This is a genomic window from Micromonospora sp. NPDC001898 (assembly GCF_042891255.1).
In the GTDB taxonomy this organism is placed as follows: Bacteria; Actinomycetota; Actinomycetes; order Mycobacteriales; family Micromonosporaceae; genus Micromonospora.
The window spans coordinates 628,158-649,760 of the sequence record NZ_JBIATC010000003.1 but is presented as its reverse complement, the minus strand read 5'-3'; the positions used below and the strand labels follow the sequence as shown (position 1 = coordinate 649,760).

The 21,603-nt window shown below is 72.1% G+C and carries 18 protein-coding genes and 1 pseudogene; 10 read left to right on the top strand and 9 right to left on the bottom strand.

Annotation, left to right across the window (positions count from 1 at the left end; genetic code table 11):
* Positions 1-98: 98 nt before the first annotated feature.
* From ACFYZF_RS10785 to mshC, 3 genes are all read left to right on the top strand, one after another.
* Positions 99-680 (top strand): DUF3090 domain-containing protein, encoded by a 582-nt coding sequence (locus tag ACFYZF_RS10785; protein WP_387018164.1) that lies wholly within the window; start codon positions 99-101, stop codon positions 678-680.
* Positions 677-1,495, top strand: coding sequence for an SCO1664 family protein (locus tag ACFYZF_RS10780; RefSeq protein WP_387018161.1), 819 nt, complete (start codon positions 677-679; stop codon positions 1,493-1,495). The genes ACFYZF_RS10785 and ACFYZF_RS10780 overlap by 4 nt, the downstream gene beginning before the upstream one ends.
* Positions 1,496-1,591: 96 nt before the next feature.
* Entirely contained in the window at positions 1,592-2,830 is a 1,239-nt protein-coding gene (gene mshC / locus ACFYZF_RS10775; RefSeq protein WP_387018159.1) for a cysteine--1-D-myo-inosityl 2-amino-2-deoxy-alpha-D-glucopyranoside ligase, read from the top strand.
* A 20-nt stretch (positions 2,831-2,850) separates the two neighbouring features.
* Here mshC and ACFYZF_RS10770 read toward each other — a convergent pair whose 3' ends face one another.
* Both ACFYZF_RS10770 and ACFYZF_RS10765 read right to left on the bottom strand, forming a co-directional pair.
* Positions 2,851-3,642 (bottom strand): GntR family transcriptional regulator, encoded by a 792-nt coding sequence (locus tag ACFYZF_RS10770; protein ID WP_387018156.1) that lies wholly within the window; start codon positions 3,640-3,642, stop codon positions 2,851-2,853.
* A 125-nt stretch (positions 3,643-3,767) separates the two neighbouring features.
* Entirely contained in the window at positions 3,768-4,637 is an 870-nt protein-coding gene (locus ACFYZF_RS10765; RefSeq protein ID WP_387018153.1) for a PAC2 family protein, read from the bottom strand.
* Positions 4,638-4,932: 295 nt separating this feature from the next.
* On the opposite strand from ACFYZF_RS10765, the gene metH reads away from it, so the two are divergent.
* Positions 4,933-8,448, top strand: a complete 3,516-nt coding sequence (gene metH / locus ACFYZF_RS10760) for a methionine synthase (RefSeq protein ID WP_387018151.1) — start codon at positions 4,933-4,935, stop codon at positions 8,446-8,448.
* A gap of 219 nt (positions 8,449-8,667) precedes the next feature.
* On the opposite strand, the gene ACFYZF_RS10755 is transcribed toward metH, so the two are convergent.
* Positions 8,668-9,654: a serine hydrolase domain-containing protein gene (locus ACFYZF_RS10755; RefSeq protein ID WP_387018149.1), complete on the bottom strand. Its 987-nt coding sequence runs from the start codon at positions 9,652-9,654 to the stop codon at positions 8,668-8,670.
* 494 nt (positions 9,655-10,148) lie between these two features.
* Here ACFYZF_RS10755 and ACFYZF_RS10750 point away from each other — a divergent pair.
* Together ACFYZF_RS10750 and ACFYZF_RS10745 are read left to right on the top strand one after the other, a co-directional pair.
* Positions 10,149-10,251, top strand: a pseudogene (locus ACFYZF_RS10750) (IS5/IS1182 family transposase); the annotation flags it as partial.
* A 17-nt stretch (positions 10,252-10,268) separates the two neighbouring features.
* Entirely contained in the window at positions 10,269-10,682 is a 414-nt protein-coding gene (locus tag ACFYZF_RS10745; RefSeq protein WP_387018146.1) for a VOC family protein, read from the top strand.
* A 290-nt stretch (positions 10,683-10,972) separates the two neighbouring features.
* On the opposite strand, the gene ACFYZF_RS10740 is transcribed toward ACFYZF_RS10745, so the two are convergent.
* Positions 10,973-11,455, bottom strand: a complete 483-nt coding sequence (locus ACFYZF_RS10740; RefSeq protein ID WP_387018144.1) for a hypothetical protein — start codon at positions 11,453-11,455, stop codon at positions 10,973-10,975.
* A 157-nt stretch (positions 11,456-11,612) separates the two neighbouring features.
* Positions 11,613-12,095, bottom strand: a complete 483-nt coding sequence (locus ACFYZF_RS10735; protein WP_387018142.1) for a methyltransferase domain-containing protein — start codon at positions 12,093-12,095, stop codon at positions 11,613-11,615.
* 98 nt (positions 12,096-12,193) lie between these two features.
* Between ACFYZF_RS10735 and ACFYZF_RS10730 the strand changes: the two genes are divergently transcribed.
* The 4 genes from ACFYZF_RS10730 (at position 12,194) to ACFYZF_RS10715 (ending at position 15,880) form a co-directional block, all read left to right on the top strand.
* Positions 12,194-13,048: a class I SAM-dependent methyltransferase gene (locus ACFYZF_RS10730; RefSeq protein WP_387018139.1), complete on the top strand. Its 855-nt coding sequence runs from the start codon at positions 12,194-12,196 to the stop codon at positions 13,046-13,048.
* 100 nt (positions 13,049-13,148) lie between these two features.
* Complete coding sequence (locus ACFYZF_RS10725; protein ID WP_387018136.1) at positions 13,149-14,255, top strand: calcium:proton antiporter; 1,107 nt, start codon at positions 13,149-13,151, stop codon at positions 14,253-14,255.
* A 97-nt stretch (positions 14,256-14,352) separates the two neighbouring features.
* The gene (locus ACFYZF_RS10720; protein ID WP_387018133.1) at positions 14,353-15,102 is read left to right on the top strand and encodes a neutral zinc metallopeptidase; all 750 of its coding nucleotides are present in this window, start codon (positions 14,353-14,355) and stop codon (positions 15,100-15,102) included.
* 130 nt (positions 15,103-15,232) lie between these two features.
* Entirely contained in the window at positions 15,233-15,880 is a 648-nt protein-coding gene (locus ACFYZF_RS10715; RefSeq protein WP_387018425.1) for an HAD family hydrolase, read from the top strand.
* 68 nt (positions 15,881-15,948) lie between these two features.
* On the opposite strand, the gene ACFYZF_RS10710 is transcribed toward ACFYZF_RS10715, so the two are convergent.
* From ACFYZF_RS10710 to ACFYZF_RS10695, 4 genes are all read right to left on the bottom strand, one after another.
* On the bottom strand, positions 15,949-18,507 hold the full coding sequence (locus ACFYZF_RS10710) for an ABC transporter permease (protein ID WP_387018130.1): 2,559 nt from the start codon (positions 18,505-18,507) through the stop codon (positions 15,949-15,951).
* A 52-nt stretch (positions 18,508-18,559) separates the two neighbouring features.
* Positions 18,560-19,336, bottom strand: coding sequence for an ABC transporter ATP-binding protein (locus tag ACFYZF_RS10705; RefSeq protein ID WP_387018128.1), 777 nt, complete (start codon positions 19,334-19,336; stop codon positions 18,560-18,562).
* A gap of 316 nt (positions 19,337-19,652) precedes the next feature.
* Positions 19,653-20,339 carry a response regulator gene (locus ACFYZF_RS10700; protein ID WP_387018125.1) on the bottom strand — a complete coding sequence of 229 codons (687 nt, stop codon included), beginning with the start codon at positions 20,337-20,339 and terminating at the stop codon, positions 19,653-19,655.
* Positions 20,340-20,399: 60 nt separating this feature from the next.
* Entirely contained in the window at positions 20,400-21,596 is a 1,197-nt protein-coding gene (locus tag ACFYZF_RS10695; RefSeq protein WP_387018122.1) for a sensor histidine kinase, read from the bottom strand.
* Positions 21,597-21,603: the final 7 nt, after the last annotated feature.

Here is a 21,603-nt window from a genome sequence, read left to right as displayed (position 1 = left end):
GGCCCGCCGGGCCGGGGCGGGCCCCACGGGTACGCGGGTGCGCGATTCGCGGTCGGTGGGGTGCGCGACGCCGTGGCGGGCCGGATAGGGTCGTGGGTATGAGCCACCAGGTGCACGCCTTCGAGCCGCCGGAGCGGTTCGTCGCCGGGACGGTCGGGGCGCCCGGGGAGCGCACGTTCTTCCTGCAGGCGCGCGGCGGTGGTCGGCTGGTCAGCGTCGCGCTGGAGAAGGTCCAGGTGTCGCTGCTCGCCGAGAAGCTGGAGGAGCTGCTGACCGAGGCGCAGCGTCGCTTCGGTGTGCAGCTGCCCGAGCCGACGGTCTCCGTGGGTGACAACGAGCCGCTGGACACGCCGGTCGACGAGGAGTTCCGGGTCGGCACCCTCGGGTTGGCCTTCGACGTCGACACCGCCACGGTGGTGATCGAGGCGATCGCCACCGGTGAGGGGGAGGCCGAGGTCGAACCCGACGACTCCGAGGACGACGACGAGGATCCCGACGACGAGGAGCCGGACGAGACCCTCGACCGGCTGCGCGTCCGGTTGACCCCCGAGGCGACCCGTGAGTTCATCGAGCGGGCCCGCCGGGTGGTCAACGCCGGTCGCCCGCCCTGTCCGCTCTGCGGGCAGCCGCTGGACCCCGCCGGGCACCTGTGCCCGCGGCACAACGGTTACCACCGGTGACGTCGTCCGAACTCCAACCCTGCCAGGACGGCGCGGCGACGCTGCGGTTGCTGCGCGACGGTGAGCTGACCGTCGAAGGTCGGCTGGTCGACGCGTCGAACGCCACGCTGCTCGGCGCGCTCACCCTTGACGGGCTGAGCGCACGCTGCGTCTACAAGCCGGTGCGGGGCGAGCGACCGTTGTGGGACTTCCCCGACGGCACCCTCGCCGGGCGGGAGGTCTCGGCGTACCTGGTCTCCCGGGCCAGCGGCTGGGACCTGGTGCCGCCGACGGTGCTGCGGGACGGCCCGTTCGGCCCGGGTTCCTGCCAGCTGTGGATCGACGAGCCGTCCGACGCCGAGCCGCTGGTCGGGTTCGTGCCCGCCGAAACGGTGCCGCCGCGCTGGCTCCCGATCGCGGCGGCCCGGGACGACGACGGCACCCCGTACGCCCTGGCGCACGCCGACGACCCGCGCCTGGCCCGGCTGGCCGTGCTCGACGCGGTGATCAACAATGCCGACCGCAAGGGCGGTCACGTGCTGGTCGCCCCGGACGACCGGATCTACGGCGTCGACCACGGGGTGAGCTTCCACGTCGAGGAGAAGCTGCGCACCGTGCTGTGGGGCTGGGCCGGTCGGGAGTTGCCGCCGGACGCGCTGGAGATGCTCGCCGACCTCGCCGGCCAGCTCGCCGGCGCGCTCGGCGAGGAGCTCGGCGAGCACCTGACGATCCGCGAGGTCGCGGAGGTCGCCGCGCGGGTGGGCCGGCTGCGTGACGCCGGCCGCTTCCCGCAGCCGCCGGAGGACTGGCCGGCGATGCCCTGGCCACCCATGTGACGGTGGGCGGGCAAGCCGTTCCGACGCGAGAGTTTGTCGTGTTGATCACCCATGGGGTGGCTTCGGTGCGCCGGGTGGCTCGTTAGGCTGACGGGCATGGAGTCTTGGGTGGGGCATGAGGTGCCACGGCTGCCCGGCAGAGGTGGCCCGCTGACGTTGTTCGACTCGGCGCGGCGCGGGGTCGAACCCAGTCGGCCCGACGGCACCGCCACCATGTACGTCTGCGGCATCACCCCGTACGACGCCACCCACCTCGGCCACGCCGCCACCATGATCACCTTCGATCTGGTGCAGCGGGTGTGGCGGGACTCCGGTCTGACGGTGCGGTACGTGCAGAACGTCACCGACATCGACGACCCGCTGCTGGAGCGGGCCGAGCGCGACGGCGAGGACTGGAAGGTCCTGGCGATGCGGGAGACCGCGTTGTTCCGGGAGGACATGGAGGCGCTGCGGATCATCCCGCCGGCGCACTACGTCGGCGCGGTGGAGTCGATCCCGGACATCGCCGACAAGGTCCTGCTCCTGCTCACGGACGGCGCGGCGTACCGGCTCGACGACGGCACCGGCGACGTCTACTTCGACATCACCGCCGTACCGGCGTTCGGCTACGAGTCGAACCTGTCCCGGCCGGAGATGCTGGAACTCTTCCCCGAGCGCGGTGGCGATCCGGACCGGGCGGGCAAGCGGGACCCGCTGGACCCGTTGTTGTGGCGGGGGGCTCGCGAGGGCGAGCCGTCCTGGCCCGGTGGCGACCTCGGCCCGGGCCGGCCGGGCTGGCACATCGAGTGCGCGGTGATCGCCCTGAACCTGTTGGGCGAGACCATCGACGTGCAGGGCGGCGGGAATGACCTGATCTTCCCGCACCACGAGTGTTCCGCCGCGCACGCGGAGCGGCTGACCGGGCGGTCGCCGTTCGCCACCCACTACGTGCACGCCGGCATGATCGGCCTGAACGGCGAGAAGATGTCGAAGTCCAAGGGGAACCTGGTCTTCGTCTCCCGGCTGCGCGCCGACCGGGTGGACCCGGTGGCGGTCCGGCTCGGGCTGATGGCCGAGCACTACCGCGCCGACCGCACCTGGACCGACGACGTGCTCACCGCCGCCCACGAGCGCCTGGCCCGGTGGCGCCGGGCCGCCGCCGCCACCGCCGGCCCGTCCGGGGTCGAGCTGCTGGCCGCGGTGCGCGACCGGCTCGCCGACGACCTCGACACCCCCGGCGCGATCGCGGTCGCCGACGCCTGGGCCGAGCGGACCCTCGCCGGTGAGGGCGCCGACCGGGCCGCCCCGCCCCTGTTCGCCGACACCCTCGACGCCCTCCTGGGTCTCCGCCTCTGACTGACCCGCCCCTTGGCGGCTCAGCCCAGGACGAGACCGGGGTCCGGGTCGGGATCCGGCGCGGGGGCGGGGATCCGGTACTCCTCGGTGAGCGTGGTCATCGGTCCCGGCCAGGTGGCCTGGGCGACCTCGATGGGCTTGCGCCGGTCGTCGTAGGCGACGTGCAGCAGGTGCAGCACGGGGGTGTCGGGGCGGATCTGGAGTGTCTCCGACTCCTCCCGGCTGGGCTGGCGGGCGGTGATGGTGTCGGTGGCGGTGACGTACCGCCGGCCGGTGGCCTCCTCCGCCTCCTGGTAGAGGGGGCGGCCGAACGCCTCGCCCCGCTCCAGGGAGGTGCCGGCGGTGTCCGCCGGTAGGAACCAGGAGGCGCCCACCTCGACGGGGGAGTCCTCGGTGCGGACGAGGTGCCGGCGGCACAGCAGTTCGGTGCCGTCGGCGACGCCGAACGCGTCGGCCACCTCGGGTGGGGCGGGCGTCCGGCCGACCGAGACGAGCTGCTGGCGGTACCGGGCGGCCAGGTCGGTGTGGTAGCCGCGGAAGCCGCCGTACCGGCCCCGGGCGAGGCGGTTGAGCCGGCGCCGGGTGCCCCGGACGTACGTACCGGAGCCGGGCTTGGTGATCAGGATGCCCTCGACCCGCAGCTGGTCGACGGCGCGCTGCACGGTCTGCTTGGCGACCCCGAACATCTCGGCGATGGCCGGGATGGACGGCAGCCGCTCGCCGGGCCCCCAGTCGCCGCGACGCACCTGGGCCTTGAGCTGCGCGGCGATCTGCCGGTGCGGGAACTCGGCCGCGCCGGGGTTGATCTGCATGCCCGCCTCCTCGAATGACAGCTAGGTTCCTAGGATGCCGTACGGGACGTGACCTCGCCACCCCGGACACGCGCAAGGGCCCCGGATCATGGCGATCCGGGGCCCTTGATGCGCGGTGGGGGCGGCTACCAGGAGCCGGCGGTGGGGCCGGCCGAGCCGCCTCTCCGGCGCAGGTACTTCTCGAACTCCTGGGCGATCTCGTCACCGGTCAACGGGGTGATGCCCGCGTCGCCGACGCGTTCCTCCAGCTCGCGCACGTACTCGCCGAGCTCGGCGTCCTGCTCGGCGGCACCGCGCACCCGCTGCTCCCACTCGGCGGCCTCCTCGGCCAGGTCGGCCATCGGCACCGGCAGGTCGAGCACCTCCTCGACCCGGTGCAGCAGGGCCAGGGTGGCCTTCGGGCAGGGCGGGTTGTTGGCGTAGTGCGGCACGTGCACCCAGAACGAGACCGCGTCCACCTCGGCCCGGGTGCAGGCGTCCTGCAACACGCCGACGATCCCGGTCGGGCCGTCGTAGCGGGTGGGGGTGAGCTGGTAGCGCTGGGCGGCCTCCGCGTCGGAGGCGCTGCCGGTGATCGGCAGCGGCCGGGTGTACGGCACGTCGGCCAGCAGTGCGCCGAGCAGCACCACCCGCTCGACCTCAAGGCTGTGGCAGATCTCCAGCACCTGCTCGCAGAACGTGCGCCAGCGCATGCTCGGCTCGATGCCCCGGATCAGCACCACGTCCCGTTCGGTGCCCTCGGGGCTGGCCACCATGAATCGGGTGGTGGGCCACTCGACGCGGCGGGTCTCGCCGTCGGCCATCGTGACCGTCGGCCGGCTGACCTGGAAGTCGTAGAAGTCCTCCGGGTCCAGTTCGGTGATCTGCCGCGACTCCCAGACCTGCTCCAGGTGCTCGACCGCGGCGGTCGACGCGTCGGCGGCGTCGTTCCAGCCCTCGAAGGCGGCGATGGCCACGGGGGACCGCAGTACCGGCAGTCCGTCGAACTCGGTCACGCCGTCACCTCACCCTGCTCGTCGGGGGCGGCCACGGGCGACGGCCCTGTCGCCCGCCCGCCGTGCACGGTGGCGTCCCTGTTGTCCTTCACGTCTGTCAGCCTACGGGTCGGCGCGGGATGCGGCCCGTCGGCCGCGCCGTTCCGGCCGCCGGGCGGCCGGGTCACCCCGCCCGAGCCGAGCCGGAACGAGGCAGGTGCTTCCCGCCCCGCCGCCCAGGGTGATCCGGCCGACAGAATGTGGGAGCGCGCGCGGGCGGCAACCCATTCACGCGTCCTCGCATTACCCTGAAACCGTGCGGACTTCGTTGCTGGATGTGCTGTCAGACCGGATCCTCGTCGCCGACGGCGCGATGGGGACGATGCTCCAAGCGGCCGACCTGACCCTGGACGACTTCGAGGGCCACGAGGGCTGCAACGAGATCCTCAACGTGACCCGCCCGGACGTGATCCGGGGGGTGCACGAGGCGTACCTGGCTGCCGGGGCGGACTGCGTCGAGACGAACACCTTCGGCGCCAACCTCAGCAACCTGGGCGAGTACGACATCTCGCACCGGATCTGGGAGCTGGCCGAGGCCGGCGCGCGGATCGCCCGGGAGGCCGCCGACGCGTGGAGCACCCCGGATCGACCCCGGTTCGTGCTCGGCTCGATCGGCCCGGGCACGAAGCTGCCCACGCTCGGGCACACCGCGTACGCGACGCTGCGCGACGCGTACCAGGAGAACGCGGCCGGGCTGATCGACGGCGGCGTGGACGCGTTGATCGTGGAGACCTGCCAGGATCTGCTCCAGGTGAAGGCGGTGGTGGTCGGGTCGCGCCGGGCGATGGCCGCGGCGGGGCGGACGGTGCCGCTGATCTGCCACGTGACGGTGGAGACCACCGGCACGATGCTGCTGGGCAGTGAGATCGGCGCGGCGCTGACCGCGCTGGAGCCGCTCGGCATCGACCTGATCGGGCTGAACTGCGCCACCGGGCCGGCGGAGATGAGTGAGCACCTGCGCTACCTTTCCCAGCACGCCCGGGTGCCGCTGTCGGTGATGCCGAACGCCGGGCTGCCGCAGCTCACCGCCGACGGGGCGGTCTACCCGCTGACCCCGGTGGAGTTGGCCGACGCGCTGGAACGGTTCGTCGCCGAGTACGGAGTCTCGCTGATCGGCGGCTGCTGCGGGACGACCCCGGAGCACATCCGGGTGGTCGCCGAGCGGCTGCGCGACACGCGGCCGGGCCCGCGGCGGCCGCAGGCCGACGCCGGCGTCTCCTCGATCTACCACCACGTGCCGTTCGCCCAGGACGCCAGCGTGCTGATGGTGGGGGAGCGGACCAACGCCAACGGGTCGAAGGCGTTCCGGGAGGCGATGCTCGCCGCCGACTGGCAGGCGTGTGTGGAGATCGCCCGCAGCCAGGCCCGGGACGGTTCGCACCTGCTCGACCTGTGCGTGGACTACGTGGGCCGCGACGGCACGGCGGACATGCGGGAGCTGGCCGGCCGGTTCGCGACCGCGTCCACGCTGCCGATCATGCTCGACTCGACGGAGCCGCAGGTGATCGAGGCCGGGCTGGAGATGCTCGGCGGCCGGTGCGTGGTCAACTCGGTCAACTTCGAGGACGGCGACGGGCCGGGCTCCCGGTACGCCCGGGTGATGCCCATCATCGCCGAGCACGGCGCGGCGGTGGTGGCGCTGCTCATCGACGAGGAGGGGCAGGCCCGCACCGCCGAGTGGAAGGTGCGGGTCGCGGGGCGGCTGATCGAGGACCTGACCGGACGGTGGGGGCTGCGCCGGGCCGACATCCTGATCGACGCGCTGACCTTCCCGATCGCCACCGGCCAGGAGGAGACCCGGCGCGACGGCATCGAGACCATCGAGGCGATCCGGGAGATCGCCCGCCGCTGGCCGGGGGTGAACTTCACCCTGGGCATCTCCAACGTGTCGTTCGGGCTGAACCCGGCGGCCCGGCAGGTGCTCAACTCCGTGTTCCTGAACGAGTGCGTGCAGGCCGGGTTGACCTCGGCGATCGTGCACGCCAGCAAGATCCTGCCGATGTCGAAGATCGTGGACGAGCAGCGCGAGATCGCGCTGGACCTTATCTACGACCGGCGTCGGGAGGGGCACGACCCGGTTCATCGTTTCATCGAGATCTTCGAGGGGGTGGACGCCTCCTCGGCACGGGCCACCCGGGCGGAGGAACTGGCGGCGCTGCCGCTGGAGGAGCGGCTCAAGCGGCGGATCATCGACGGCGAGCGCAACGGCCTGGAGGCCGACCTCGACACGGCGATGGCCAAGGGCCGGTCCCCGTTGTCGATCATCAACGAGCTGTTGCTGGACGGGATGAAGGTGGTCGGCGAGCTGTTCGGCTCGGGCCAGATGCAGCTGCCGTTCGTGCTCCAGTCGGCCGAGGTGATGAAGACCGCGGTGGCGTACCTGGAGCCGCACATGGAGAAGGCCGACGACGGCGGCAAGGGCCGGATCGTGCTGGCCACGGTCAAGGGCGACGTGCACGACATCGGCAAGAACCTGGTCGACATCATCCTGTCCAACAACGGCTACGAGGTCGTCAACATCGGGATCAAGCAGCCGATCACCGCGATCTTGGACGCGGCGGAGCAGCACCGGGCCGACGCGATCGGGATGTCCGGGCTGCTGGTGAAGAGCACGGTGATCATGAAGGAGAACCTGGCCGAGATGGCCACGCGCGGGGTCGCCGAGCGGTGGCCGGTGCTGCTCGGCGGTGCGGCGCTGACCCGGGCGTACGTGGAGGACGACCTGCAGGCGTTGTTCCCGGGCCAGGTGCACTACGCCCGGGACGCGTTCGAGGGATTGTCCCTGATGGACCGGGTGATGACGGCGAAGCGGGGCGGGGCGCCGGTGGTGGACCCGGAGCGGGAGGCGACCCTGGCGGCGCGTCGGGCGCGTCGGGAGCGGCAGCGGGCGATGGTGACCGAGGCGCTGCCGGAGTTGGACGACGCGTCGGTGCGTTCCGACGTGGCCCGCGACGCGGAGGTGCCGACCCCGCCGTTCCTGGGCACCCGGGTGGTGAAGGGCCTGCCGCTGGCGGAGTACTCGGCGCTGCTGGACGAGCGGGCGACGTTCCTGGGGCAGTGGGGGCTGAAGGGCGCCCGGGGCGGCAAGGGCCCGTCGTACGAGGAACTGGTGGAGACCGAGGGCCGGCCCAGGCTGCGGTACTGGCTGGACCGGCTGACCGCCGACAAGGTCCTTGAGGCGGCGGTGGTGTACGGGTACTTCCCGGCGTACTCGGAGGGCAACGACCTGGTGGTGCTGGACGAGAACGGGCACGCCGAGCGGGCCCGGTTCTCGTTCCCGAGGCAGCGCCAGGAGCGGCGGCTGTGCCTGGCGGACTTCTTCCGGCCCAAGTGCGACCAGCTCGACGTGGTGGCGTTGCAGCTGGTGACCGTGGGGCAGCCGGTCAGCGAGTACACGGCGAAGATGTTCGCCGGCAACGAGTACCGCGACTACCTGGAGGTGCACGGACTGTCGGTGCAGCTCACGGAGGCGCTGGCGGAGTACTGGCACCGGCGGGTCCGGGCCGAGCTGACGCTGCCGGGCGGTCGTACGGTGGCCGACGACGACCCGGCGGACCTGGCGGGCCTGCTGGGCAACGACTACCGGGGCTGCCGGTACGCGTTCGGCTACCCGGCCTGCCCGGACCTGGAGGACCGCGCGAAGATCGTGGACCTGCTGGGTGCGGATCGGATCGGGGTGCAGCTCTCGGAGGAGTTCCAGCTGGTGCCGGAGCAGGCGACCGACGCGATCGTGGTGCACCACCCGGAGGCGAACTACTTCAACGCCAAGTGACGGGCATAGGTGCCCTGAGCTGCGGTTTAGGTTGTCCGGAGGGTCGCTGGACCATGATCATGCCGTCGCCAGGCCGTCAGCGGCTTCCGGGCAGTGGGCTCCGAGGCCAGACGAGGGCGACAAGATGCTCTTCGTCTTCGACGGCGGCACTCCGACAGCTGATGACGTCCGGCCCAGATGTGTGCCCTGCCGATGGGCTGACCGGCGGGCGCGGTGCCGTCAAGCCATTGCGGGAAGGATGACCCGTTCCAGCACCGTGAGCGGGGTCCGCCACTGGTCGGGGTCGTCGTAGTTGCCGGCGGTGATGGCCACGGTGAGGTCCAGGTCGGGCAGGACGAACAGGCGTTGGCCGCCGTTGCCCATGCCGGCCACCAGCCGATGGCCCTCGATGGATTCGATGTACCACTGGTAACCGTACTGCGCGCCCCAGCTGGTCTGCAGGCGTGGCTGGAGCATCGTGTGGATCCAGTCGGCGGGGACGATCCGCTGACCGTCCCAGGTTCCCTCGGCCAGCACCAGCTCGCCGAGCCGGGCCAGGTCGCGGGGCGCGAGTCGCAGCCCGGACGCGGCGGAGGCCACTGCGTCCGCGCCGGTCATCCACTCGAAGCTGCCGATGCCCAGCGGCGCGAACAGCACGGCCTGCGCGTACTGCGGCAGCGACTGCCCGGTGCCGTCGGCGATCAGTCGGCCGAGCAGAGCCGTGGCACCGCCGCAGTAGGTCCACCGGGTGCCGGGCGGCTCGAGGATCGGCCGCTCCAGGATGTACCGGTACCGGTCCGGCGCCAGCTCCATCGCGATCTCGGCGTTGGCCGGGCTGGTGTACGGGAGATCTTCGCACCATTCCACGCCCAACGACATCGTCAGTGCGTGCTCGACGGTGAGCCGGGCACGCCAGGGGTCGGCCGCCAGGTCGGGGTACTGCGGGAACCGCTGCAGGAGCGGCTCCGCCGGCGGCGGGACCAGCCCTTCGCCGAGCGCGATGCCGTACAACAGGACGGTCACGCTCTTGGTGACGGACCGGATGTCGTGTAGGACCCCGGGCCCGAACTCGACGACGCCCAGCGAGTCGCCCCAGGCGAAGTCCTCACCGGCCCCGTAGTACTCAAGCACGGGTTGACCGCCGCGAGCCGCCGCGACGGTGTGCAGACCGCCGACCTGGCCAGCTCGAAGTATCTCGTCGAGACGGTCACGCAACCGCGTCGTCATGGGCACTCCGAGGGGGACGATGCCGGCCAGCGGAAACAGCATGCTCGTTATACCGGAGTTTCCGCTTTTGAAGCGACCCCGTTGGGAGGGCCAAGCCCGGCCCGCCGCAGTGTCCGCCGCAGCCATGATTCAGTCATGAGAGACGGCCACCTCCTGGCGCAGAGCCTCGACGTCGACGTCGAGGACCGTGCCGGCCCATTTTGCGTACCACACCCTCGATGAGGTTGCTGTCAACGGTGCGCGGGGTGGTGCCGAGCACGAGCGGCACAACCCGCCACGTACAGCGCGAGATGCCGCCGCGCGTCCGCATCTGCCGCCGTCCGTGCGCCGCCCCAGGCGGTGCCATCACGCCTTTAGCCTGCCTGCCGTGAGGGTCGACCTCCAGAACCCGAAGTTTGGGGTGGTCCCAGGGGACTCGCCGGGGCCTTCGAGAGGCGCCCTCAATAAGGGACGCCTCGTAACTCGGTAGCGGGTCCATGGCGGATCATTGCGGGATACAGGTGATTTCGGCGGGCTCGCCCGGAGTGGATGTTCCCGTTCACGGGGTTGCAACCCGCCCAGTTCCGCAGGCTGGTCCGGCTGGTCGCCGAGCGCGGCGCTCCAGTGCGCTGCGTGTGCGACAGTGGTTCATGCCGTTGAGCACGTATCACCTCAGGACTTCGGTCGCCGTGTCCGACATACAACGGGCGGTCGCGTTCTATGAAGGCCAATTGGGCCTACAGGCGCTGCAGTCGGGCCCCAGCGCCAACATCGCCGATGGCAGCCGCGTCTATGGTTCTGGCGGTGTGGCGGCACTGAACGTGTACCAGTCGGTTACTGCTGGAAAGAGCCCGGCGACACTGGCGACATGGTACGTCGACGACATCGACCAGATCGTTGACGAGCTCGTCTCGTCCGGCGTCGAGTTCATCCGATACGACCAGTTCGAACATGACGCGAAGGGAATCACCGCTCGGGCCGGCGGTGGACGTATCGCGTGGTTCCAGGATCCGGACGGCAACACCTTCGCCCTCGAATCCGACGTCTGACGGCCGGGCGTCCACCCTCTCCTGACCGGCTGGGGCCCGACGCCGATGCCCACCACGCCGGTACGGTGACCAGACCCTGCACTGCAGGCAGGGGACGGCAATCCCGGTCAACGGCGGCATGCTCGCTCATGCCGCGATCAGCGCCGAGGTGTCGCAGGTCAGTTGGCGGACGCCTGTCGTACATCAGTGACGGAGGACAGGCCGGCTGCCGGCGATGTCGGGTCTCAGGACGTCCGTGACAGATCAGTCTCGGGACGTGGGTGACACGTCCGGCTAGACGATCTTTGGTTTCAGAGTAGTGCTTGTGCGTCCCCTGGTTGGTCGGGGTTTGCAAGAACTTCGATGTCGATCGGCTCTTGGCTGTTGAGGTAGAGGACATACCCCGCTTCTTGGTCCTCGATCGCATCGACAGGAACTACCCCAAGCATGTAGTCCGGGCGGGGTAGGAATCCGAAGTCGGCGGGAGGGTCGAATCTTTCGATGGAGGTAACCCGCACTTCCGTTGGTGGGATGCCCACGAAGCAGGGGTCACCGGCTCGGAGTTCGGAGGGGTCGGGTTCCAGTCGCCAGGGTGTGTTTTGCCAGCCGTGAGCGTCAGGGTCACGAGGGAAGCCCACGGTGCCGTCCCATGAGTTGGCTGAGTCGGGGTCGGCCTCCCACCATGGCCAGTCAATGAGCAGGCGCTGGGGTGTGGTCCTGACGACCCGGGCGTCGAACGCCTCGGCTGAGATCATGAGCAGGTCACCGAGGGTGTAGCCGAGCGCTTCCGTCAACCTGAGGCTATCCATGGTCTGATCTGCCAGTTTCCTTGCTCCAGCTCATGAGCGACAAAGCTAGGAATCGCGCCGTAAGGCGTCAAGGACAGCGGACCCGGTCCAAGGGGTGCCTGCTGCCCGCGATCGGCGAGGTCAGGCAGTAGAGATGCTCCCTTCATGCTTCACCCCCTGCGCTGCTTGTGCGGTCCCCGCGTGCGGGCTCGGGCTTGCGGACCTTGGGCAGGCTGCGCAGGAGGACGCCGTTGGCGGTGATGATCTCTTTGATCGCGGCGTGGGGGTCGGCGAGGTGTCGCACGGTGCGATCGGCCCACACCCCGTCGAAGGAGGAGCTGAGGAATGGCAGGTGATGGGCGTCGGCGACCGCGCACTGAGTTAAGCCGCGCGCTCGCATTGCGGCGGACATGGTCTGCGCGTGGTCGAGGGTTGCCACGCTGACATCGTGGTCATCGTTCAGCTTGGCCGCGCTTGCCCCTGTGCCAGCGCCGACTTCGAGGTAGCGACGACCAGGTGCCGGATGGAGCAGCTCGCGTACCCGCTGCTGGTATGCCTGGTAGAACGGCTCCTCCGTGAGACGGTCCAGGACCGCCACCCACGAGTTCGGGTCTGGATGCCGGTCGACATCCGTGAACCCGTGCATGATCGGCAGACTATCGTGGCAGCTCCGGCGATGCTTGCCGTGCACGCAGCTCTGGGCGGCGGGTCGGTGCCGACCGCGTCGGGTGAGGGGAGTGGGGCGTGCCGGAGGGCTGGGTCTGGGACGAGTCCCTGTTCGAGGGTGCCGCCGTGCACTACGAGCGGGGGCGGCTGCCGTACGCGGAGGGTTTCGTGGCGGCGCTGGCGCAGGCCCTCGGCCTGGACGGGTCGGGTCGGTTGCTGGACGTGGGTTGCGGCCCGGGGACGGTGACGCTGCCGCTGGCCGGGTGGTTCGCGGAGGCGGTGGGGATCGACCCGGACCCCGGGATGTTGGCGCGGGCGCGGCAGCGGGCCGCCGCTGCGGGCGTGGGCGACGTCCGGTGGGTGCGGGCGCGGGCGGAGGATCTGCCGGCCGGGCTGGGCGTCTTCCGGGTGGCGGTGTTCGGGCAGTCCTTCCACTGGATGGAGCAGGACCGGGTCGCGGCGACGGTGCGCCGGATGCTGCTGCCGGGCGGGGCGTTCGTGCACATCAGCGACGCCAAGGAGCCATTGTCGACGATCGGGCTGCCCTGTCCGGTGCCCCCGTACGCGGCGGTGGCCGAGCTGGTGCGGGGCTATCTGGGCCCGGTACGGCGGGCCGGCCGGGGGTTCCTGCCGCACGGGACGCCGGGCGGAGAGGCCGCGGTGCTGGCCGCGGCGGGTTTTGTCGGCCCGCAGCGGTTGCGGGTGCCGTCCGGGGCGGTGGTGCGGCGGTCGGTCGACGACGTGGTGGCGTGGGTGCACTCGCGGTCGGACGGGGTGCCGCCCCTGTTCGGGCCGCGGCTTGCGGAGTTCGACGACGACCTGCGGGGCCTGCTCGCGGCGGCGGCCCGGGACGGGTGGTTCGCGGAGCGGGTGCCGGACACGGAGCTGGTGCTCTGGCGGGTTCCCGATCCCGGCATCGTCGGGCGTGACTGAGACAACCCCCCGGCGTCGTCGCGGTCGGACCCCTCCCACCTGCGGGGGCGTGCCGTAGTTCGGGTGGGCGATGATCACGATTTCTGGCAGGGTTGGCGCCATGCCCGCCCACCTGCGTTCCCGTGTCACCGACTGGACCGTCGTCGTTCCTCTGCTCGCCGTCGTGGTCCTGGTCCTGACCTGGGGCAGGGAGTTACCTCCGGCGGTCGTGGTGATCGTGGCGGTGTTCCTGGCCGGGGCGGTGCTGGCGGCCGTGCACCACGCGGAGGTGGTCGCCCACCGGGTGGGTGAGCCCTTCGGCTCGCTGGTGCTCGCCGTCGCGGTCACGGTCATCGAGGTGGCCCTCATCGTCACCCTGATGATCAGCGGTGGAGACAAGACGCAGGCGCTGGCCCGGGACACCGTCTTCGCCGCTGTCATGATCACCTGCAACGGCATACTGGGCCTGTCCCTGCTGCTCGGCGCGCTGCGCCGCCGGGTGGCGGTGTTCAACCCCGAGGGCACCGGTGGGGCGCTGGCCACCGTGGCCACCCTGGCGACCCTGAGCCTGGTGGTGCCGACCTTCACCACGAGCCGGCCCGGCCCGGAGTTCTCCCCGGCCCAGCTCGCCTTCGCCGCCGTGGCCTCGCTGGCCCTGTACGGGCTGTTCGTGCTGGTGCAGACCGGCCGGCACCGCGACTACTTCCTGCCGGTGGGCGCCGACGGGGCCGTGGTCGACGCCGACGGGGACGGACACGCCGACCCGCCGTCGCCTCGGGCCGCGCTGGCCAGCCTCGCCCTGCTGGTGGTGGCGCTGATCGCCGTGGTGGGACTGGCGAAGATGGTGTCACCGGCCATCGAGGCCGGGGTGTCCGCCGCCAACCTGCCGCAGGCGTTCGTCGGCGTGGTCATCGCGCTGCTGGTGCTGGCGCCGGAGACCCTGGCCGCGGCCCGCGCCGCCCGCCGCGATCGGGTGCAGATCAGCCTCAATCTGGCCCTCGGCTCGGCCATGGCCAGCATCGGCCTGACCATCCCGGCGATCGCCATCGCCTCGATCTGGCTCGACGGGCCGCTGCTGCTCGGGCTGGGCGGCACTCAGCTGGCCCTGCTGGCGTTGACCGTCGTCACCGGCGTGCTCACCGTGGTGCCGGGCCGGGCGACCATGCTCCAGGGCGGCGTGCACCTGGTCCTGCTGGCCGCGTTCGTCTTCCTCGCCGCCAGCCCCTGACGCGAGCCGATCGGAGGGTCACCGGGAGCCCTGGTCGACGGCATGATCGAAGGGGGGCCGGGGTACTGCACCGGTGAGAGCGAACCGGGGAGGCGCTGTGACAGCACGCGCGGGACGTCGGCCGCGAGGGTCGCTGGCAGGTCTGCTGGTCGCGTTGGTGGTGGCCGGCGGCTGCGCGGTCGGCGGGGTGGACGAGGGTACGCCGCAGCAGCCCGGCCCGGAGCGGCCCCGGCAGTCCGCGGCACCGGGCGCGGAGCGCACCCGCGCCGACGGCACCACCAGCGTCGCCGAGTTCAAGGAGGACCTCGCCGCCGCGGTGGACCAGGCCGAGGTGTACTGGACCGCGCAGTTCCGGGAGTCCGGCCGGCGGTTCGAGCCGATCCGGCGGGTGGTGGCGTACCAGCGGGAGGGCGAGGTGTCCTGCGGCGGGCAGGCGCTGCCGCGCAACAACGCCGTGTACTGCTCGGCGGGCGACTTCATCGCCTACGACGTCAACTGGTCGGTCTCGGCGTTTCGGCAGGTCGGCGACGCGTTCCTGTACTACCTGCTCGGCCACGAGTACGCCCACGGCGTGCAGGTACGGCTGGGCATCCGCTACGACTTCACGATCCAGCAGGAGTTGCAGGCCGACTGCATGGCCGGGGCGTACGTCGGCGGCTCGATCCGGGCCAAGCAGCTGACGCTGGAGGAGGGCGACCTGGAGGAGTTCCGGGAGGGGCTGCTCGCCGTCGGCGACGACCCCGACCAGCCATGGTTCGCCGAGGGTGCGCACGGCACCGCCGAGCAGCGCACCGACTCCTTCTTCCGCGGCTACGAGTCCGGCCTTTCGACCTGCAACCTGGGCTGACGCCGCCACCGGAAGGGTCGCCGAGGTCACCCCCGAGCGGGTCCGGCGTCGGAGGGCCGGGCCGGCTGAGAGGATCGCGTGAACCGTGCGACTACTGGAGGACCCGCTGAGCAGCCATCATCCCGCCGCCGTGCTCTTCGACATGGACGGCACCCTGGTCGACAGTGAGAAGCTGTGGGACGTCGCACTGCGCGAACTGGCGGCCGAGTACGGGGGCGTCCTGTCCGCCGCCGCCCGCAGGTCGATGGTCGGCACCAGCATGGCCGACTCGATGCGCATCCTGCACGAGGACCTCGGTCAGCCGCACCGGGACGCGCTGGTCAGCGCGGCGTGGATCGACGTGCGGATCCTGGAGCTGTTCCGCACCGGGCTGCGCTGGCGGCCCGGCGCGCTGGCGCTGCTGGGCGCGGTCCGCGCGGCGGGCGTTCCGACGGCCCTGGTCACCTCCAGCGTCCGGCCCCTGGTGGAGGTGGCGCTGGACACCCTGGGGCGGGACAGCTTCGACGTGGTGGTCTGCGGCGACGAGGTGGACGCGACCAAGCCGCACCCGGAGCCGTACCTGACCGCCGCCCGGCTGCTCGGCGTGCCGATCGCCCGGTGTGTGGCGATCGAGGATTCCCCGACCGGGGTGGCCAGCGCCCTGGCCGCCGGCGCGGCGGTGCTGGCCGTGCCGGCGGAGGTGCCGATCGCGCCGGCCGACGGCGTACACCAGTTGGAGAGCCTGACCGGGGCGGACCTGGAGCTGCTGGCCGCCCTGCTCGGCGACCCGCCGGCCTGACCCCCGGCCGGGGCTGTCAGGGGGCCGGGGCCCCTGCCACCATCCACAGTGGCAGGGGCGCCCGCGGTTCATTCGTGGGCGATCGCTCCCAGGATGTTGAGCCGGGCGGCGCGGATCGCCGGCAGCGCCGCCGCGACCACCCCGATCAGCGCGGCCAGGCCGAGGAAGATCCCGATCTGGGACCAGGGCAGCACCAGGTCGGTGATCCCCTCGTCCTGGAGCGCCCGGACCACCGCCGCGCCGAGGCCGCTGCCGACGACGACGCCGAGCAGCGCGCCGAAGACGGAGATCACCACCGCCTCCACGGTGATCATCCGCATGGTCTGCGCCCGACGCAGCCCGATCGCCCGCAGCAGGCCCAACTCCCGGGTCCGCTCCAGCACCGACAGGGCCAGGGTGTTGATGATGCCCAACACGGCGATCACGATGGCCAGCGCCAGCAGGATCTGGATCATCGTGAGCAACGTGTCGAAGCCGCTGGTCTGCTGCTCGATGAAGCTGGCCCGGTCGGCCACCGACACCTCGGGGCTGTCCGCGACCAGCGCCTCCAACTGCGGCTGCACCTGCGACACGGCCGTGCCCGGGGTGAGCTGCACCAGCGCCGTGAACGGCTGCGGGCTGGTGAACTCCGCCCCGGCCTCCCTCGGCAGCATGATCGACCCGATGGCCCGGTCGTCGGGCAGGACCGCCGTCACCGTGTACGTGTGCGGGCCCTCGCCCCGGGCGAACTGGGCGGTCAGCCCGTCACCCACAGACTTGCCCAGCTCCTTCGCGCCGGAGACGCTCAGCGCCACCTGGTCGGGCCGTAGCGTGGCGATCGTGCCCGCCTGCGCGGTGGTGTGGTAGATCTGCCCCATCGCGGCCAGGTCGGTCAGCGCGACCACGTACGTCCGGTCGCCGTCGACGACCGCGTTGTCGTTGTAGATGCCCACCACCGCGTTCACCCCCGGCACCGCGGCGGCCCGGTCGACCACCGCGGGGTCGAACACCGGCGGCCGGGGCCCCGACTGCGCCCCGGCGATCACCAACTGCGCGTCGATGGTGCTCTCCGCCGTACCGGCGATGCTGGACTTGGCCGAGTCGAGGATCACCGTCACCCCGGTGACCAGGGCGATGCCGACCATCAGGGCGGCGGCGGTGATCGCCGTTCGGCGCGGGTTGCGCCCCGAGTTGAGCCGCCCCAGCCGGCCCGGCACCGACCAGGCGAACAGCCCGCCGAGCAGGGACACCACCGGCCGGCTGAGCAGCGGGGTCAGCAGCGCCACCCCGATGAACGTGAACAGCACCCCGGCCAGGATCACCTGCAGCGTGGCGCCGCCGGCGTTGCCGGTCAGCCCCACCGCCAGCAGCGCGCCGCCGACGGCGGTGACCACCGCGCCGGAGACGGTGATCCGGGTCAGCGGCCGGTCCGGGGTGGCCACGTCCTGCATCGCCGCGATCGGCGGGATGCGGGCGGCCCGCAACGCCGGCAGCAGCGCCGCCACCACGGTGATCAGCATGCCGACCGCGAAGGCGCTGACCACGGCGGCCGGCGGCACGCCCAGCCCGGCCAGGGTCAGCCCGCCGGCGAACGTGCCGAACGCCCAGGCCAGCAGCGCGCCCACCCCGATGCCCGCGCCGAGGCCGAGGATCGAGGCGATCAGCCCGACCGCGAGGGCCTCCAGCACCACCGAGCCGATGATCTGCCGCCCGCTGGCCCCGATGGCCCGCATCAGGGCCAGCTCCCGGGTCCGCTGCGCCACGATGATCGAGAACGTGTTGAGGATCAGGAACGTGCCGACCAGCAGCGCCACCGCGGCGAAGCCGAGCAGCACCTTGTTGAAGAAGGACAGCCCCTCCTTGAGGCCGGCCGCGGCGTCGGCGGAGAGCTGCTCGCCGGTCTTGACCTCGTACTGCGCGCCGAGCGCCCGGGTCAGGTCGTCGCGCAGCGCCTCCGGGGTCACCCCGCCGGCGGCCCGCACCGTCACGCTGTTGAACGTGTCGGGCTTGCCGAGCATCAGCCGCTGCGCGGCCGGGGTGGTGAACGCGATCTCGTTCGCCCCGCCGATGGAGTCCCGGCCGCCGCTGTAGCCGAACACGCCGACCAGGGTGAAGTCGCGGCGCTTGGATTCGAACGCGGTCAGCGCGCCGACCCGGTCGCCCACCTTGACCTTCGCGGCCGTCGCGAGGGCCACGTTGACCACGATCTCGTCGTCGGCCTGCGGCGCGCGCCCCTCCCGCAGCTTCACCAGGTCGCTCTCGCCGATCCAGTTCTGCCCGAGCTGGGGCGGCCCGAACGAGGTGACCACCTTGCCGTTGCTGCCGATCAGCCGCGCGCCGTCGGCGTTGACCATGCCGGTGGCCTCGGCCACGCCGGGCACCGCCCGGACCCGGCCCACCACGTCGGCCGGGAACGCGGGGGAGACCTGCTCGCCCTCCGCCTCGCCCACCGCGATCTTCGGCTTGGCGGCGACGTTGACGTCGACGCCGGCGTACGCGTCGGCGAAGACCGCGTCGAAGGACCGGCCGAGGGTGTCGGTGAGCACGAAGGCGCCGGAGACGAACATGACGCCGAGCACCACGGCCAGGCCGGAGAGGATCAGCCGCACCTTGCGCGCCAGCAGGCTCTTGAGGGTGGCCCGAAACATCAGTGCTCCCTCTGTTCGCGACTGCGGGACTCGCTGCGCTCATTCCTCGCGCTCACGCGTTCCCCACCTCGGTGATGACGGGGGCGTCGAGCTTCTTCATGGTGTCCAGCACCGTGTCGGCGGTCGGCTCGATCAGCTCCGAGACGATCTCCCCGTCGGCGAGGAACACCACCCGGTCGGCGTACGCGGCGGCGGTCGGGTCGTGGGTCACCATGACGATGGTCTGGCCGTGCTCGCGCACCGAGTTGCGCAGGAAGTTCAGCACCTCCGCGCCGGAGCGGGAGTCGAGGTTGCCGGTCGGCTCGTCGGCGAAGATCACCTCGGGGCGGGCCACCAGCGCCCGGGCGCACGCCACCCGCTGCTGCTGACCACCGGAGAGCTGCGCCGGGCGGTGGTCGAGCCGGTCGCGCAGCCCGACCGTGTCGATCACGGTGTCGTACCAGGCCGGGTCCGGCCGGCGGCCGGCGATCGACATCGGCAGCAGGATGTTCTCCTTCGCCGTCAGCGTGGGCAGCAGGTTGAACTGCTGGAAGATGAAGCCCACCTTGTCCCGGCGCAGCTTCGTCAGCCCGGCGTCGCCGAGGCCGGTCACCGTGGTCTCGCCGATCGACACCGTGCCCCGGGTGACCGAGTCGAGGCCGGCCAGGCAGTGCATCAGCGTCGACTTGCCCGACCCGGACGGGCCCATGATCGCGGTGAACCGGCCCCGCTCGAACTCGGCGCTCACCCCCCGCAGCGCGGAGACTTGCGCCTCGCCGCTGCCGTACACCTTCCACACGTCGCTTGCCCGGGCTGCGGCCCGCGCCTGGCGGCCTACCGTGGCGGTCACGTCATCTACCTCTTCCGTCTGGCTGCTTCCGCACCGCCCCCGCTGGCCGGTGCGGCATGTCCCCATCCTCGGCGACCGGTGCCGCCGATCCGTCCGACTCCGGGGGGAGCGGTGGCGGATTTCCCGCTGCGGGTCGGCCCGGAGAGCGACTCAGGGTTCACCCTGACCGTTTCCGACCACGTTGGCGGTGTTCCCCGGACTCGGACGCCAGGACCTGGCACCACCCAGGGTCAACCCCACCAGCTCACCGTCGGTCACGATAGGTGACGATCGCAACACTTCGGTACGGGTGTCGGCGGGCCCGGTGCCGCCACGGCTACGCCCGGGGGCGCACCAGACCCGACTCGTACGCCAGCACCACGGCCTGCACCCGGTCGCGCAGCCCCAGCTTGGTCAGCACGTGCCCGACGTGCGTCTTGATGGTGGTCTCGCTGACCGACAACGCCCGGGCGATCTCCGCGTTGGACAGCCCCCGGGCCACCTGCACGAGGACCTCCCGTTCGCGCTCGGTGAGGGCGTTGAGCGCCTTCGGCGGGGCGGCGGCCGGATCGGGCAACACGTCCGCGAAGAGGTCCAGCAGCCGCTTGAGGATCCGCGGCGCCACCACCGCCTCCCCAGCGGCGACCGTGCGGATCGCCGTCACCAGGTCCTCCGCCGGCACGTCCTTGGCGAGGAACCCGCTGGCCCCGGCGCGCAGCGCCCCCACCACGTACTCGTCGAGGTCGAACGTGGTCAGGATCAGCACCCGCACCGGCAGCCGGGCGTCGACGATGGCCCGGGTCGCGGCGACCCCGTCCATCCGGGGCATCCGGATGTCCATCAGCACCACGTCGGGCAGCAGCCGGCGGGACAGCTCCACCGCCTCCAGGCCGTCGCCGGCCTCGGCAACGATGTCCAGGTCGTCCTCGGTGCCCAGCACCATCCGGAAGCCGGTGCGCAGCAGCGGCTGGTCGTCGGCGAGCAGGATCCGCACCGGCCGCGCCGCCGTCACGCCGTCACTCATGGCCTGTCCTCCCGTCGCGCCGGGCCCGTCGCGGCCCCGCTGATCGTGGCACGGCCCCGGTCACGCCGGCACCGCCCCGAACCGCTCCACGGGAATCCTCGCGTACACCCGGTAGCCACCGCCCGGGCGGGCCCCGGTGCGCAGCGTCCCACCGTAGAGGCCGACCCGCTCCCGCATGCCCACCACGCCGTGCCCGATCCGGTCCGGGGCCGGCCCCGGACCTCGGCCGGTGTCGGTCACCTCGACGGCCAGGAACGCCGCGCCGAAGGTCAGCCGGACCACTGCGGTGGCGTTCCCGGCATGCTTGAGCGCGTTGGTCAGCGCCTCCTGCACGATCCGGTAGACGGTCAGCGCCACCCCCTCCTCCAGGGGCCCGGGGGTGCCCTCGATGCGCAGCGTCACCGGCAGGCCGGCCTCGCGCACCTGCTCCACCAGGGCCGCGATGCCGGCCAGGCTGGGCTGCGGGGCCAGGTCGGCGGCCGGTTCGGCGTCGGTGCGCAGCACGTCGAGCAGCCGGCGCATCTCCCGCAGGGTCGCCCGGCTGGTGTCCTCGATCGTGGCGATCGCCTCGTCGGCGGCGTCCGGGTCCCGGCGCAGCACCCGCCGGGCGCCGGTGGCCAGCACGCCCATCACGCTCACGTGGTGCGCCACCACGTCGTGCAGTTCCCGGGCGATGCGGCGCCGCTCGTCGGCGACGGCCTGCTCGGCCAGGGACCGCTGGTTCTGCTCGGCGGAGCGGGCCCGCTCCCGCAGCGCCTCCGTCGAGGTGCGCCGGGCGCGCACCGCCCGCCCCACCGCGTACGCCACCACGGCGGTGAGCAGGTTGTTGAGCACCAGGTACGCCGGGCCGACCCCGAGCACCGTGTCGTCGGCGGGGGTGAGGACGTTGACCGCCGCCACCGGCAGCCACAGCACGACCGTGGCCGCCGCGGCGGTCCGCACCGGCCGGTGCGCCGCCATCGTGTAGGTGAGCACCACGAAGGTGAGGCTCTGCGCGGTGGGGGCGGGCCCGAGCAGCACCGGCAGGGCGAGGGTGGCCATGGCGGCGACCACCGCCGGCCACGGGGCGACCCGGCGCAGCGCCACCGGAGCGGCGCACAGCACACTCCAGCCGGCCGCGACGGGCAACGGGCCGAGCTGGAACTCCTGCGGGGAGAGCAGGACGAACACGACGTCCACCAGCACCACGGCGACGGCGGACAGCGCGTCGGCGGCGAGCGGGTGGCGGCGCAGCAACGCCCTCGGCCCTCCGGTCATACCGGAA

Coding starts and splice junctions, on each gene's coding strand:
- ACFYZF_RS10785 (WP_387018164.1), top strand. CDS start 99: ATGAGCCACCAGGTGCACGCCTTCGAGCCGCCGGAGCGGTTCGTCGCC.
- mshC (WP_387018159.1), top strand. CDS start 1,592: ATGGAGTCTTGGGTGGGGCATGAGGTGCCACGGCTGCCCGGCAGAGGT.
- ACFYZF_RS10770 (WP_387018156.1), bottom strand. CDS start 3,642: ATGCAGATCAACCCCGGCGCGGCCGAGTTCCCGCACCGGCAGATCGCC.
- ACFYZF_RS10755 (WP_387018149.1), bottom strand. CDS start 9,654: ATGACGACGCGGTTGCGTGACCGTCTCGACGAGATACTTCGAGCTGGC.
- ACFYZF_RS10735 (WP_387018142.1), bottom strand. CDS start 12,095: ATGCACGGGTTCACGGATGTCGACCGGCATCCAGACCCGAACTCGTGG.
- ACFYZF_RS10725 (WP_387018136.1), top strand. CDS start 13,149: ATGCCCGCCCACCTGCGTTCCCGTGTCACCGACTGGACCGTCGTCGTT.
- ACFYZF_RS10710 (WP_387018130.1), bottom strand. CDS start 18,507: ATGTTTCGGGCCACCCTCAAGAGCCTGCTGGCGCGCAAGGTGCGGCTG.
- ACFYZF_RS10700 (WP_387018125.1), bottom strand. CDS start 20,339: ATGAGTGACGGCGTGACGGCGGCGCGGCCGGTGCGGATCCTGCTCGCC.
- ACFYZF_RS10695 (WP_387018122.1), bottom strand. CDS start 21,596: ATGACCGGAGGGCCGAGGGCGTTGCTGCGCCGCCACCCGCTCGCCGCC.